6 protein-coding genes are annotated in these 16,555 nt (G+C 48.7%); 1 reads left to right on the forward strand and 5 read right to left on the reverse strand.

Features of this window, described 5'->3' with window-relative positions; translation table 11 throughout:
- Window positions 1-96: 96 nt before the first annotated feature.
- The 4 genes from GC096_RS07760 to GC096_RS07775 all read right to left on the reverse strand — a co-directional run bounded on the left by GC096_RS07760 (window position 97) and on the right by GC096_RS07775 (window position 13,482).
- On the reverse strand, window positions 97-6,921 hold the full coding sequence (locus GC096_RS07760; protein ID WP_171629658.1) for a polysaccharide lyase family 8 super-sandwich domain-containing protein: 6,825 nt from the start codon (window positions 6,919-6,921) through the stop codon (window positions 97-99).
- A 927-nt stretch (window positions 6,922-7,848) separates the two neighbouring features.
- The gene (locus GC096_RS07765) at window positions 7,849-9,051 is read right to left on the reverse strand and encodes a multidrug effflux MFS transporter (protein ID WP_171629659.1); all 1,203 of its coding nucleotides are present in this window, start codon (window positions 9,049-9,051) and stop codon (window positions 7,849-7,851) included.
- Between the two features lie 154 nt (window positions 9,052-9,205).
- Window positions 9,206-10,150, reverse strand: coding sequence for a hypothetical protein (locus GC096_RS07770; protein ID WP_171629660.1), 945 nt, complete (start codon window positions 10,148-10,150; stop codon window positions 9,206-9,208).
- Window positions 10,147-13,482 (reverse strand): DUF5107 domain-containing protein, encoded by a 3,336-nt coding sequence (locus tag GC096_RS07775; RefSeq protein WP_171629661.1) that lies wholly within the window; start codon window positions 13,480-13,482, stop codon window positions 10,147-10,149. The genes GC096_RS07770 and GC096_RS07775 overlap by 4 nt, the downstream gene beginning before the upstream one ends.
- Window positions 13,483-13,660: 178 nt before the next feature.
- On the opposite strand from GC096_RS07775, the gene GC096_RS07780 reads away from it, so the two are divergent.
- A complete protein-coding gene (locus GC096_RS07780; RefSeq protein ID WP_171629662.1) occupies window positions 13,661-14,488 on the forward strand; it encodes an AraC family transcriptional regulator in 828 nt (275 codons plus the stop codon).
- Here the strand turns inward: GC096_RS07780 and GC096_RS07785 are convergent.
- Window positions 14,457-16,547 carry a hypothetical protein gene (locus tag GC096_RS07785; protein WP_171629663.1) on the reverse strand — a complete coding sequence of 697 codons (2,091 nt, stop codon included), beginning with the start codon at window positions 16,545-16,547 and terminating at the stop codon, window positions 14,457-14,459. The two genes, GC096_RS07780 and GC096_RS07785, sit on opposite strands and share 32 nt — an antisense overlap.
- Window positions 16,548-16,555: the final 8 nt, after the last annotated feature.

The following is a 16,555-nucleotide window of genomic DNA, read 5'->3' on the forward strand; positions in this document are numbered from 1 at the left end:
CCCCTAAGAAAGGGAATGTCTATTTTGTCCAATTACGTTGTTAAAATAATTACGTCTAGACGAAAAAGAGGGAGCCCAAGGCTCCCTCTTCTGGATTTAGTTCATGAAGTTCACGTAAATCAACAATCTGTTCAGCACAACTGCCGCTTCCGCTCTTGTTGAATTAGCAGCTGGCGCGATCTCATTGTCGGATCTACCGTTCATTAGTTCAGCTTGCAAAGCTGCTGCAAGCGGCTCTTTGGCCCATGGGCTTATGAGCGATTGATCTAAGAAATTCTTGAGTTTGTTTTGGCTCGCATCGCCTTGCACCTGCTTGCCTGCGAGCTTCATCGCTGATGTGATCATAACAGCCATCTGCTCTCTCGTGATGGGTTGATTCGGCATAAACATATCTGAGCCGATGCCTTCGATCAGCTTCGCCTGTACCGCCGCCTCAACCGCATCATAGAACCACTCGGTCGGCGCTACGTCATGAAACGTAGGTTGACGAACCGGCTTCGCTTGGTAGCCAAGTGCACGAACGAGCATTGCAGCGAACTCCGCCCGTGTGACCGATGCTTCTGGCACAAAGCGACCCTCCGATTGACCTTGCAAGATTAGCTTGGAGGCTAACTTATCAACATCGGCTTTGCTCCAGTGACCGACGAGGTCATCAAATGTTGTATCGCCTTGGATTATCGTGTAAATGCTCGTGCCGTTTCGCTTCATGCGCACTTCCGTTTGTCCGTTAGGAAGTGTATTGAATACCGCTGGCACATAACTCAGCCTGCCTGTTTCTGGATCATATCGTACGGCGGTTGCCGTATTCGCGTTCAGTTTCGCAGGAATGAACAAGGTACGCTCCACGTAGAGATTCCCGAATTGCGTTACCGGAGCAATCGTCCCATCCTGCTCCAATGTCACCTTGTAATCCACAATCTGACCTACTACTGAAACGTTGCGAAGACCTGAAGCGTTTTTCACGCGATCTTCTAGCGAAGAATCCGCTTTTTCAATCGTGACGGCCAAGGTACTTGTCGACAATTGTGACAGATTTGCCAAGGCTCCGCCAGGCATAAACAACGCCAATGGCAAGGAGATCTCGCCTTGCTGCGATCGAATGACAACTACTCCTTCAGGTGTTGTCTCCGATGCTTTTTGAAGGATGTTAGCTGGGAGCTTCACAACGAATGAACTGCTGCTAATAGACGGAGCAATGACAACTGCCGATGTATTCGGAGTCCATGCTTGCTTAAGGACATCGGCATCCACGGTAACCGTTGTAACTTCTCTTCCTTGGCTGTCTTTGCTTGTTTGGATGGCATCATCCGATAGTTTCAACTGGATGATACTATCTTTCGCTGGTGTCACAGGTTTGGATGGTTCACCAGTGCCAGAACCCGATCCAGTGCCAGTGCCAGTGCCAGTGCCAGAGCCAGAACCAGAACCAGAGCCAGAGCCAGATCCAGAGCCAGAACCTTCGCCTGTTGACGGGTTCAATGAGACGAATCGCAGCGTCGTCACTTTCCCTGCAGGTGCGCCAGTGGACTCATTGGCCGCCCAACGAACGTTAAGTTCGTGAGGCCCGTTAAAATTGATGAGTTTGAAAACTTCTGCATCGTATGTTGCATATTCACTGCCATCTAGGCTATATTCCAGCCCTGTAGTCATCCCCGTCACCGTATTCGCAGCGTCATCCGCTGTGAGCTCAGGTGCCTTCGGCACAACATACACAGTGACCGCAGTTTGCAACTCGGCGTGAGCCGTTGTTGCTGTAATGATCGCTTTGCCAGGCTGCTTCGCTGTTACCAAACCGCTGGCATCGACAGATGCAACTTGCTCGTTGGAGGAGATCCAGCGAACAGTCGTATCATAAGCATTCGAAGGTGTCACTTCCGCGCTAAGTGATACACTCGTCTGCTCAGCCTCTTCAGACGGCTGATCCAATAACACGGCTTGCTCCTCCGTACTCAGCTCCAATCCTTGCGGTTGAATTGGCTGTATATAGGTGTACAACTTCACATTGTCGATCCACAACGGTGCATCCACCGCCCCATAAGACGTATAGATCCGGATATTATCGATCGATGACGACGATTCGTAGAAGCTGAGTCCAGCCTTTTGCAGTACGCCGTTTAAATAGACATTGACCTTCTGGTTCGCAACATCAACTTCCAATCGAATATGATGCCATACACCCGTTGGAACAGATCCAAGCGTGTCCACTTTGCCATCCTTGTACAAATAGCGTAGGGTTCCACTAGTTAACAAGCGGACAACTGTTTTCTCACCTTGCCGCAGTTCATAGAACGGTGTTTTACCGCTGTTTTTTTCTTTCAAATCCCATTCCGCCACGAAGGTGCCGGTTTGCTCCGCAAATGATTGCTTGATCGAAGCGCTAAACTTGTTGTCATTATCATTCAGCAGGATGCTCTTATTGTTCGGATTCGGATCGTCCACTACCTGTACAGGAGCCGTTGTACTTTCAGCAACTTGCCAGGAGCCACTTCCTGCATTAAACGTACTATATACCAGCGTCTGCTCGCCAAAACGATACACAGAGATATCATCAACGTACAGGATCGCGTCCTTCTGCAACGCATCCGTTTCGAAGCGAATGCCGCTGATCGCTGTGACTGGATTGGCAAAGCTTGCGCCAACCGCCGCCAATTTATCGTCCACATAAACATCATATTTGTTGTGCGGAATATCGATCGTCAGTCGAACTTTCGTCCAAGTAGCTGCCGAAACGGGTTGAATATAATGCTCAGCACCCTGTCCGTCAAGCCAATAAAGCGCCCCCGAGCGTGTCACTAAGCGAATGGCTGGTGTTTCGCCGCTGAGTAGCTTGAATTCTTCGCCTTTCGGGCCATACGGCTCCGCAAACGTCCATTCCACTTCGGCTAGCTCGGAAACCGACGGAAATAATCGGGTAGCGATGGCCGAGGCTTGATCGCTCATATCGAGCAGGCGTAAGATGTTGCTCGACTCCTCCGGCAACCGTTCGAGCGTCACAATCGTTTGCTGCGCATTACTAACATTCCATCCACTTGGACCGCCACCAATGGCTTCCAGTCCATTACCTTCGTTATCGAAAGCGGCGTACAGGTTAGCCGAATGGTCTAGCTCACTGTTTACACCTCTCGGATTGACGATTGCTGGAATCGGCGGATGATCCGACGGTCTCGGCTTAGCAGGATCGGTGTCGAACACCGCATGGAACGTGCGTCCTACTGATCCGTTCACACGGACTACCAATCGAATCGTCGGGTATAGCTGAGTGACCATAATCTGCGGATCTGCCTGCAGCATGCCTGCAGCGGAGCGATCCAGCTCAAGCTCAATGGCACCTGAATTCTCCAACGTAGGATCAGAGACAGCGACCTCTAGACGATTATTCTCCTCCTTGATCATAACCGCAGCCTGTCTGGAGCTCGTCACCAAATCCGCCTTCACCTTCTGATCCTTCCAGAAATTCATCGCTGTGAGGCCCAGCCCTTGATGTCGAACTGCCTGCGCCTGATCATTGTTCACCAGTACCTCATAGGTTGGGTGCTCTGCGAATTGCTTCACTTGCTCAGCCGTTTTATTCGGCAAAATGGCATAGCTATACGTTTGCCCTTGCGGGCTTTTCCCGTGGTCAAACCACAGGCTCAGGTAGTTGCGAGATACCGGTGCGGATTGCGCCACACTCTGATTCACATCGCTCCAGCGACCCGTCCGCTGTTCCCGGAGCCCATTTATCGTCGGTCTATCAGGGAAATAATACCCGATATCTGATTGCGCACCGTTTCCGCTGAAGTGCATCCACTGCACGCCTGACATTCGCTCGGTCCAGCCTAGTCCGGAGGACTTAGCTTGCCCGTCAACAATCAACGGATTGTCGCCACTCGCATTCAGCTTGCGCTGTTCCACGATCGTCTCGATCGTCCGGTTATCACTGCTCGAGATGCCAGATCCCAGTGCAACAATCTCGTCTCCGAACATAAACCACGATTTATTCGCTTGCAGCGTGGTACCAATCTGTTTCAGCTGCATGCCGGAACTACCATAGGTGCCCATCTCGACACCGCCTGCCCATGCATTGGCCGGCTTGCCTTCACCGTCACCGTTTTGGTAGTTATCAAACACACGCGGTCTTGTATCTACCGTCGTGCCCGGCAAGCGGTAACGATTCGCGGTTGCCCAATAGTCTTCCATATACTGTGACTGATCACCGTTGTATAGGTAGGTCATACCATCACCGGTATACCAGCCTTCGCCGTTTTCACCGTTGGTCAGCTCATAGGTCTGGATGCGCTTCGAGCTCTTACTGACGCCGAACGAATAGTCATCGCGAATTTGCAGACTTCTAGCCATACCCGCGAACTCATAATAACCTGCGGCTTCTCTATCCGGAGCTATCGAAACGTCGCCAACCCATTGCTTCACAGAACCAATCAGATTCATTGAGGATAAGAAATTGTAGTAGTTAAACTGAGTCTGATCCTGCGTAATCCACGATTTCAGCATGCTCTTTAGTTTCTGCGCATCTTCCGCTGGCGCATTTAGCGCAAGCCTTGCGAGCGCTGACATGATGCCTGCTGCGGTTTTCTGGGCATTATCGGATCCTCGAACAATAGATCTGCCGTTCACCATGTCCATCGTCATTCCTTTATAAATCAACGGGGCAACCCCATCATAGATCCATTTATAAAAGTTGTTCACATTCGGATCGGTAATCGGCCAAGGACTGCCGTTCAGCAAGTAAAGCAGCTGGCTGACCCCTTCCAGCATGACCGAGCCGTAACTGCCCGTGTAGGCGACCGAGGTATGCATCACGAAAGATCCATCATCGTAAAACCCATCCCCTGATGTTACATAAGCAAACAACGGGGACATTTCGGACCCCACAGCGCGTATGCGTGACTCCGATTTCAACAAAATAGCATCCACGAGTTTATACATTAAAATATCAGAACGATTCGCCCCTGTATAATAAGAACTCGTATCAAACAAATTCGATTGGATATCTGGGGTATAATGGTCAATCGCTGCGATATAGCGAGCGATTTGCTCCGGTGCCAACGCATCGTACATCATCACGATGATATCTGTCATTTTAGCCGGAATGCCAATCTCGAAATTCCACCAGTTGCCAAAAGCCGTGCCTGTCTCACTATATTGCTTGACGTATACCCACTCCAGTGCCGAAACAATATCGCTTTGCAGTTGCAGATTGTGGTACAATGCCCCGCCTTTCGTGGAGTAAGCATACGCCATCTCGCGAATTCGCGAAATGTTGTTATGGATGGCATCGGAATTGCCGCTGCTCACAACGGAATCCGTCCACAGCACTTGGCGGTCTGCCGCTTTCTGCAAAGTCGACCAACGCGTCTGACCATTTGTCGTAAGTGTCGCTACCTTAGCCAACACATCGGTGTCTGCCGTATCTAAATTGTCACCGCCATCAAGACCCGCTTTGCGTTTCAATCTTAATCGCTCGAATTCATCGGAAGCTACTGCTTTCTCACTAACTTTGATCATGGTGCTTGCTGTTTTACCTCCATCCACACTAGTCGCTGTAAGCGGCGTCTCACCAAGTTTAAGACCTGTCACTACACCTGCCGAATCGACAGAAGCAATCGTCGCATCGCCAATCGACCAAATGACCTGCTGATTGCTTGCCTGTGCCGGCTGGAAAGTGGGGACTAGCGTAATCGTGTCTCCTTTTGTTACAGTAACCTGGCTTGGCAAAGATATCGAAGCCACGCCCGGCGGCAGCACGGTCACATGCGTCGTCGCATTATAACCGCCATCTTCACTACGTGCGGTAATCACGGCTTGCCCCGCCGATTGTGCGGCGACCAACCCTTGCACGTCGACCGTGGCGATCGCCGTGTTGTTACTTGTCCAAGTGACCCTACGGTTCGTAGCATCTGCAGGCGTAATAACAGGTATTAGCTGCGCAGTTCCTCCTGCTGCTACCGTCTGATCAGCTGGCAAAGCAATGCCAGTAACCGGCACGTTATTGGAAACGGTTATGTTGGTTGAGGCTACTTTCCCGCCATCCAATGTCGTTGCCGTAATTCGTGCGGTTCCAACACCCACACCTGTGACCACGCCATACGTATCGACAGTCACCGTTGCTGGATTTTCCGAGCTCCAAACCACACGCTGATCCGCCGCATCTTCAGGCATTATCTGAGCGGTAAGCACTTGCTGCTTACTTACGCCAATCGTAGCCGCTTCAGGCGTCAGGGAAACGCTTTCAACTGGTGCGTAGGTGTAGATCCGCACATCGTCCAGATAGGAGCTACCAGGCAGCGCCGTTCCTGTCTGTGTAAATTTAAGCGTGTTGATCGTGTCCCAGGTCGCCCCTAACGTAACACCCGTGACGACTTGAACATCATTTAGCAGCACATCCGCCTTTTTGCCGGTCTGATCGATGATTGCTTTGACGCGATACCACGTATTCGGTGCATACTTCCCTAAAGACGTATTCAAGATGGACATTTGCCCTGTTTCCGTCAGTGTGAGAAAGTTCTTCCATACGCCGCTTGTACTTTTTACATCTAACAAACGGATATGTCCAGTGTCTTGTGCCCGCACCGACGCTTCCAACACCACCTTACCCGCGATGTTCAAACCGAATTTACCCGTGTACAGTTGGGTGCCGGCAGTACCTGACACCAGCTTCAAACTGAGATCACTCCGACCGTAAACAGCTTCCCCAACCGTATAATCTGTTCCAGCTTTGGCATTATACAACCCCCAATTCCCGCCTACTTCCGCTGTTGGACCTGAGGTTGAGGGCGCCGTAGGGTACGTATTAAAGCTTGCAGCCACATAATTAGTTACTGCTGCCTGTGCCGTGTTCGGGCCTGTCATACTGAATGGTATGAGCAAATGACTTGCCATGGCGGCAATGAGGATACAAGCACTCCTCCTTTTGTTAAACATGGACATCTCCCCCTCTTGAATCGATACCTACACGCTCATTATAGAAGCAACGCAGCTACTGTTATATTTCCATTTCATCCAAAGGGCTTAACAAATTATTTACACCATGTACAATATGTCCACTTTGATTAACAATACTGTTCAACTGTGTGCCTGCGTCTCATTTCGTGTCGATGGCATTCCTTTACATGCGATCTCGGCGCTCATAAGTTGTTAGTGGAGTTTGGGGCGACTTGGGTCCAATATTACTTCTATTAACTGGAAAATATGTAGCTATTTATTCGGAATTCACTCAGAAAATCGAAATAACTGTAAAACATGTAGTTAAAAATGCCTTTTATGTTCAGATCGCGTAAAAGGCTTAAAATTAGCTGTAGGTTATCCATCTATTCTGCGATAGATCGAAAAACCCAGAAGTTTAACTGTAGAAAATCCATCTATTTGTCAAACATGCTTATAAATTCTCTCGTGTGTGATAAAAAGGCGGCATAGACCGCCAATTTTGATAGTTGTGCGCTAGCACACGACGGCCAGTGTCGCTACTTCCCTTGCGCACATGATTTGTGCGCTAGCACACGACGGCCAGTGTCGCTACTTCCCTTGCGCACATGATTTGTGCGCTAGAGCGCGACAGCCCATGGGGCTACTTCACTTGCGCACATGATTTGTGCGCTAGCGCACGATGGCCAGTCGGGCTACTTCACTTGCGCACATGATTTGTGCGCTAGTGCCCGACAGCCAGTGGCGCTACTTCCCTTGCGCACATGATTTGTGCGCTAGCGCCCGACAGCCAGTGGCGCTACTTCCCTTGCGCACATGATTTGTGCGCAAGCCCGATGCAGCGTTGATCGAGAAAAGCCAAAAAAAATGCTCGGGATTATCCCGAGCATTTCCATAACTAACATACAATTTGTGTTACCCGCTTCCTCAAGCCGCCTCTTTCGAGCCTTTTTTCACCAAAAGGAAGTAAGACAGCATCGCTGCAGCGCTAGTTGTTAAAATAATGACACCCAGCGGAACCGCCGTGTGTTCCCCAGCAATCCCGACTAGCGGAGAAACGACCGCTCCGAGTAAAAAGGGAACGACACCCATTAACGCGGCCGCGCTGCCCGCCATATGTCCCTGGCTCTCCATCGCAAGCGGAAAAGCTGCTGTCGATGTAATACCGATGGACGCTACAAAGAAAACAAGCGGAATCACGAGTGCATACAACGGCCCGTGGAAAATACCCACTAGCAAGACGGCAACGCTGGCTGCTCCAGCCATATATAGACCGAGCAACAAGAAGAATTGCTCCGACACACGATGAGCCATCCGACCAACCAACTGAGAACCGATAATCAAGGTGATTCCATTGGAACCGAATAAAAGGGCAAATACCGTAGGGGAAACCCCATAAATATTTTGATAAATAAATGGTGTGCCCGAGACGTAAGCGAATACCCCCGCGATCATGACACCCTGTGCGAGCATATAACCCGTGAATGAGCGGTCGCGCAATAGCGATCCATAATTGCGCAGTTGCTGAGCAAAATTACTAGGACTGCGGCGCTCGATAGGCAGCGTTTCTTTGAGACTCCATTTGGTCATGGCAAGGAGGAACATTCCCAGAAATGCCAATGCGACGAAGACGCCAACCCAGCTCGTTAGCGATAACACACCACTTCCTGCCACTGGCGCCACAAGTGGGCCCAAATTTCCAACTAGCAAGAGTAGAGAGAAAAATTTCGTGAGTTCGTGGCCGCTAAACATGTCACGTGCGATTGCCCGGGAAATGACAATGCCCGCTGACGCAACAAACCCCTGCACGAGTCGTGCAAAGATCAGCAGCCAAATACTCGGCGCGATCGCGCAAGCAATGGATGCCACAACATAGAGAGCCATGGAAATGAGCAGCGGTTTGCGCCTGCCATAGACGTCACTGAGTGAGCCCATAACCACTTGGCCAACACCAAGTCCGAGTAAACAGGCGGTCAGGCTAAGCTGTACGAGGGATGCTGTTGTACCGAATTTCTCCACAATCTGTGGAAAGGCCGGTAAATACATATCAATGGTAAAAGGGCCGAGTGTCGAAAATAAACCGAGCAGCAGCGCGAGTCGAACGACATGCTGATTGTTCTTGTTTGTCATCTTATGAGTTTCTCCTATACTCCCATTCCATATCCGGAACTTTTCTCTGTATTTGGTTACACCATAACATAACTGTATTGTTTTTGACAACAGTTAATTGTTCACATCGAAATGAAAAACAGACAACTGATCATTCATCAGCTGTCTGCTTCTTTTATTTTATTGCTTGCTGCCAATCACCAGCACCAAGGATGAGTTCAACATGCCATTCATAGGAGGTTTGGGCTGCAATCCATTGCGCCGTCCCGTTTTCGACGGCCATTTCAAGTGAATCGTAATAACCAATACTAGGCTCTAGTGCACAGGTAACTCGATCATTGAACATCCCTTCGTCTATCCATACCCCTAGATAAGGAATTTTATCGGGTGATACAGAGACTAGTAGAAAGTTACCGCTATCTTCGCCAAGTAAGCCAGACCAACCCTCTGTCACGGGTCCTCTGTAATAAAACTTTCGCCCATCACCTTTCACGATTGGGGAGAGCAGCGATACATCCTTCCATGGATAGGACGCTCCATTCTTCAAGGTATGCCCCTCGTACACACAGAGCATCTCTTCCATCTCTGCTGGAAGAAGTATGCGTGTAGGTTCCGTGATGGCGAACTGCGGATGCGGCACCCACAGGAAGGGAATAGACTGGTCACTCATATTCTCTACCCGGTACGTCAGCCTTACACGATCCCCAGTTGTAAACGAAATTCGTCTCGTAAAGCAATACGGAAGCTGCGGACTCTTAACCGAGCAAATAATCTCGTTCCCTTCGATCGTATATGCCCATGGGAGTGCCCATACTTCACCATGATCGGGTAGATTAACACCCTTATCCAACTCCCACGGACATGCCGCAATCGTTGGAAAACATTCATCCCAGCCGCTCATATCCCAATCTGTGAAGGTAGAGCCGTATTCAGGTACTTGCAGTGCACGATCACCCGAATCCAGCATCCATTCCTTTTCAGTTGGTTTATTTACGATGGAGACCAATTTCCCTCCGAGTTCTGGGACTGTTTCGATACGGATCTGTTCACTTTCAAGGATGACCGATGTAAAGCCTTTATAGATACCCATTTGCACGTTTACAACACAAGGATTACTCATTCAACCAATCCACGATGAATCCGTGCACCCGTATGATTCGCTTCCTTAAGAAGCGCTAAGTCAAACTGCTCTTTCGCCAGCTCCTTATGCCCTAAACCGAGATGCCCTAGCCCCATCATATAGCGACAATGAACTTCATTACGGACATTCAAATTATCTTCGAACACGAGGAAGTCAGGTAAAGAAACGGCGAAATAGTCGAATTTCACTTCATCAAATAGATGTTTCTCCGCATAATCAACCAGTTTATTAAAGCGACGCTTGGCTTCCTTCTCATTACCCAATGCCAGCCAAGCCATCCCTTGATAGAAAATCATATCTGGCGGCTGATCATTGTAATACATCGCGCTGGCCGGCTCTTCTAATCCTTGCGATGCAATGCCGAAGCATTCCTGTGCAAGCTCAGTTTCATGTAATCTAAGATGTGCAAGGCCGAGGTAGTAGTAAACATTGTTTTCTTGTGCGCCTGATAACTTACCTTCTCCTAAATTATCCGGATAGACGAGCGCATGCCGCAATAAAGTGACAGCCTCTTTACAGTGATTCTCGGCCAATGCTTGCTTGGCTAGTTCGACATGGGCAAATACGTGCTGGCCTGTCACTTTGCCCTCTCCACCTTCCCAAGGGTGGAAGCTACGTGCTTGGAGTGCTTGTACAGCTTGCTCATGGAAACCTTGCGCATTCAGCAAGGTAATATACTCGACATAGAGATCGTCACGCTTGTTAACCAACGCTTGATGTTCCCCAAGCTTAGTGCAGCGGGTCTCTGCCGTATATCCAAGCTTTTTGTACAATTGATCCAACTCATAGAAAACACGTGCATCATCTTGTCTGCAAGAGAAAGCCTTCTCCATAGCTGTAAGGGCTGATGCTGCATCTCCGCGTTTGTTGAAATAAGCGAGGGATAGATTCCGATGTACGGTTGGGAAATCATCTCGTATTGAACGTGATGCTTCCCAATGCGTAATTGCATCTTCGTGTCTTCGTTTATCGTAATACCAGTTCCCCAGGTAGTAATGCGCTTTGTCATCCGTTGCATCGACCGCGATCACACTTAACAGCACTTGTAAATCGAATAGACTATTCGGGAAGCAGTAGTCTGATGCTGCCGTGTTGCCTGACTTACGATATAACGCGCCTCGTTCCGAATGACCAATTCGCTCATTCAGATAACTCAATGTGTAAGCCAACATGGGATATACGTCTGACTGATTGTGATCTTCCACGACTCGGTCCAGCAATTCAATCGCTTCCTCAAACAATCCGCAATTCGCATAATCGGCTGCTACATTCAAATAATTATGTGCATCTCCGCGCATAAGTCGCATAAGCTCAGCTTTCATTTCGCTAGCTTGTGATTGCTCCCCTAGACTGGAAAGGATAAGATATCTCTCATTCGCTGAACCGAAATCAGCGATATCAAGCGATAATGTCTCTTGGGAGTAGACGAACGCTTCTTGTGTCCGTCCAAGCTTGCGAAGAAGCGCAGCTTTCAAATGGCGTGCTTTGTAATTGCGTGCGTTCCGTACCAGTGAACGTTCAACGAGTTCCAACGCTTCTCCGTAAACACCTTTTTCACAAGCAATTTGAGCGAGTGTGAAGAAACCCGCGTCCTGCCAAGCGGCTGACCACGTCGATTTATACAGCGCAGCAAAAGCTTCTTCCAAACGTCCTTGAAGCTTAAGCGCAACACCTAATTGATAGAGTGCTTCACTGTCGTAAGGATTCGGATTCCGCCACGTGAGCGACTTCACCGCTGTACGGAAATGAGCTTCTGCTTCCGTAAATAAACCGCGGCGGAGTAATAGTGTACCGTAGGCGACATTAATTCGGCTGTCGCTTGGGTCACGTTTTAACCCTTCCAAATAATAAGATTCAGGCTCAAACGTTGCATGGCGATACTGTTCCAGATGCAATCCAGCCAAATATAGCTGCTCATTCGTTTGCAACTCTTCAGGAGACTGCAGCGGCTTAGCTGCATCGGGCACTTGCTCAATGGATGGTTTCGCAGGCTGATAAGCAATCAGCAAGGTGCCATTGGCGTCCCGAACTGTCAGTTTCAAGTCGTGTGGTTGATCGGTGCCATCCAGTGTAATCACGGACTTGAACGTTTGCGTTGGAGACAGCTGTACGACTTCTTTCAAATACGTGCGGCCACTGCTTCTTAGTTCCACGATAGCACCCTCAAATACGGAAGTCGCATAAGCAAGCACAGTCGCTTCGCCTGTCTTCTCATCAACTTCTAAGTTGATGGCCGCATCGATGGATGCATTTTTCACGACACCGATATTTTTGTAAGGCATGAAATACTGCTTGAATGATTTCTCTTCATACGGCTGAAGCCACGTGAAATCTGGTTGATTGTCTGTATAAACACCTGTCATCAATTCGATGTAAGGGCCATCTTCATCGGTTAGATTGCGATCCCAAGCTTGGCCGAACTCGCCATTCCCCCATGTCCACTGCTTTTTACCTGGTGAAACATGATGATTCGCGACATGCAGCAAGCCTGCCCCAACCCCATGATCATAACCACCGACGAAGTTATAGTCGGATTTATAAGCCATATAGGAGGTCGGCACCGGAATATTTTTATAGCGTGAAATATCAACGCCAGCCGAGTAGTCCATTTTGTAATACGTTCCTGTCGCGATTGGAAATCTAGATACATCCCGTTTACCATGGTCGAACACCGCAGTTACATCTGGAGGAAATACCGATTGCGTATGCTCATTCACCGCTACCGCCGGGTTAGCCCACCATAGGAATGTCTGTGGTTCCGGCGTGCGATTGTACAACTGAGCTGATATTTCCAGATACGCTTTGCCCGGATAGAGGGTGAAACCCGCTGTAACTTTTGTTCCGTACATCCGGTCAATTTCACTGACCCAAACGGTCGCGCTGCCATCTTCATTTTCGGTTAGCTTATACTCAACTGGACCATACGTATTCGGACGGTGATGCTGTGGCCAGTTAAACTCGATACCGCCTGAAATCCATGGTCCTGCTAGGCCAACCAAGGCTGGTTTGATCACGCGATTGTAATAGACGAAATCGTAATCATTCGTTTTATCTAGGGCACGGTAAATGCGTCCGCCAAGTTCAGGCATGATCTCAATGCGAACATATTCGTTTTCCAACATCACCATTTGATAGGATTGTGGTTTCTTCTCATCTTCAATTTTATCGATAACCGGATGCGGATACACCTTACCCGAACTTCCTTGATAGACACGTTTCTCTAGGAACATGGGATTGCGATCTGGCTCTCCGATAGCATAAGTCGGAATCGACGTTGTTTCTTCCCAAATGCGAACTTTCTGACTCAACATGATCACTCCTTTATCTTATTGTCTCTACTTTACCCTGACAGAAGCCAATCGCCAATTGACAAAATGCTTAATGTAATGGATTATATTCTTATTTACTTGAAGGAAGTGTTGGAAACTGGATACCACTAGAAAACCTGAAGGATTTAAAGAAGAGAAATTATTTGTTCTCCCCGATTACATGCAGACGGAACTAAACCGTTCAGAATTGACACGCGATTTTTTCATAAGCGATATTGGATATTTCCCCCAAGCACAGCATCATTATCGAGAACGTCCCGAAGGCAGCGATGCCCATATCTTCATTTTTTGCTCAGACGGAGAAGGCTGGATCGAGTTGGATCAACAACGAACAATCGCTTTGACTCAAAATCATTTAGCCGTTATTCCGGCCAAAACGCCCCATCGTTACGGAGCATCCTCGCATACACCATGGAGTATTTACTGGTTTCATCTACGTGGTGACCATGTCACTTCTTTCATACGCATGTATGGGATGGATACAGGTCCACTTCATTTACCGATTGGCGCTATGAGCGAATTTAAAGATGTTTTTGATAAGTGTTATGCTCTTTTATCTGACAAAACGTATTCGTTACCCATCCACACGCACGTATCGCAGTCCATTCGGCAGTTGATTAGCGGCATAGGCATCAGTGCTGGAGGTACGGCCAAAGACAAAAAAAGAGAGCAGTATCTCGAACTCGCCATCCGCTACATGAGCGATCGTCTGGAGGATTCGATTAAGCTCCCTGAATTGGCCAAGCATACGGGCTTGTCGAAACAGCATCTCATTTTGTTATTTAATGAAGAGACCGGATTCCCTCCGATTGAGTACTTCTTGCGTCTGAAAATTCAGAAGGCCGCCCAATTGCTTAGTTTAACAGGTCTGACGATCAAAGAAGTTGCCGCAACCATTGGGATCACAGATCCCTATTACTTTTCGAGATTATTTAAGAAAATGACGGGTTCTTCACCTAGTGCTTATCGGAACGTTCCGAAGGGGTAAGGTCTTTCTCCATAGAGAAATGAAGCTTAATCGGCTTACTCACATCTTTACTTATCCATTGAGCAAGTCGATAGTTGCCATTGCGATTCGGCATCAACCCCGGTAGAAGCTCCAGCTCAACATCGTCAGATTCACCAATAAGCTGAATCACATAACGTGAATTCGCATAGGAGACAACCAGCTTATTCCCCTCTATGCGAATGGTACTCTCATCCGTTCCGTTGGATACGAGTACTGGAACCGTGACGCCAATAGCGGATAATGGCATGTCTTCTGCTGCTTCAACGGACCATTCAGTTGTGACACCTTCGACAGCAATCCGATACGATTCTGTGATCGCCGCTATGCCCTCGACACCGGGTCTTGGCAGCATATCTGCAATGGCTCGCTTATAAGCAAGATGAAGATCATCACCCGGTGTACGCAGATCCATCTCGTTTAAGAGTTGAAGTCCCGTTGCGGCATAATGGACTTGAAAAGACAAGGCAGCAGCATCTGCTAGAACATTTGCCAGATTGGCTTGCCAATGCATCTCCTCAGGTTTCGTTGGCACCCCGTCCTTATCTAAGGAAACAAAAGCTTCGTGTTTTCTTCTGCCAAAGCCTGCTAACCTATGCCAAACGCCGTGCCCGTCCCTCCAAGTGAGACCGATTGCTGCTGGTGTATGCGGACGCGGAATGACTTGCTTGGCTACAAAATAATTCATGTGAACATTTCCGCTAAGCCCAGGTATTCCCATCGAAAGTGCCGATTCCTCTGGCAATTCCGCTTTGTGCAAGCGAACCCAGCCGGTTGCGTCATGCCCCATTTGTGCTGACGTATCCATGACGACATGATAACTGCCTTGCTGCGGCCCTGCTGTTGCATAGATCCGATGAAATGACTCGATCGGTACGACATAGCCGCCTAAATCCGCAGGCGTTGCCTGTTCCTGTATGCTTTCTTCAGCACTTTCAAAGCATGAAGCAGCAATTTGAGCCGCATATAAGCTGTACGTCGAATAATAGGCGTAAAATTCCCACCCATTTCGAAGCTCGCTAGCGAATCGATTCTTCAACAACCGGAATTCTACGGGATCTTCGATCCAGCGTAGAATCGATTGCAGCGCTTTCCTTGCAGCGCGCTTGAAGGTCCCAGCCCATGCGAGATCTCCTTCCTTCGCATAGCGCGCAGCCTCACGTTCACAGAGATAGGCATAGGTCAAATCATTCCAAATGATTTGGTTACTCCTGCCTCCAGAGCTCGTCCCTCCTGTTGTAGATTGCATAAACAGCATCGTTTGGGCACCCTTACGCAGCTGCGAATCTAGGAATTCCTTCCATTCCCCGTCATATCCAGCATCTAGTAGTCCGCTAAGCTGTTGGCGTGCCGCCAAATCATAGGCAGCTGGTAGATTCGGATCGCGATAGAGCCCTTCCCGCGTGAAGCGCGTCATTTGCGGTTTCAGATACTTATCGATGAAAGCCATAGAATCCGTTAAACCTTCGCGATACCTCATCATTTCGCCATGCATCGCATAGGTCGCCCAGTTGCGGATGGAGCGAATATCAGGGAAATTACGAACCGTTTGGCAGTAGAATGACTCTGGCTCAACCTTGGACAAATTCATTTTCCAAGCATCGCTTCTCTTCGTTTCCACCATCGACGTCAGTAATTGATAAGCCCGAACCAGCATGTAGGTCGTGAAATCAGCGTGGTCGTCCGGGACTCTATTCTCCCCTAAACAAGTACAAGCCCAATCCATCGCGAGCAAAATTAGATCTTGCAAATCCTTACAACGATCATTTGCGAGTAGAATCGCCCCAGCTTTGGCAAAAGAAGCGGTCGCAAACTCATGTTCTTTCCCATCGCTAGGATCTAATATTCCTCCGTTTTCATTTTGAAATGGAAAAAATTGACGAACGCGCGCTTCAGCGAAATCCAGATAGCTGTCACGAGATAACCCGGTTACTGCAAGATTATCGTGCTTACTCGCTTGTTGAAACTTATCAATGTGAGGTTGAATCGGGTTGAATCCCTTTAAACTTTCTAAATAATCCATTTCATCTGCGCTAAACATGCTGCACC

Origin of the sequence: Paenibacillus plantarum (assembly GCF_013141695.1) — a bacterium.
In the GTDB taxonomy this organism is placed as follows: Bacteria; Bacillota; Bacilli; order Paenibacillales; family NBRC-103111; genus Paenibacillus_E; species Paenibacillus_E plantarum.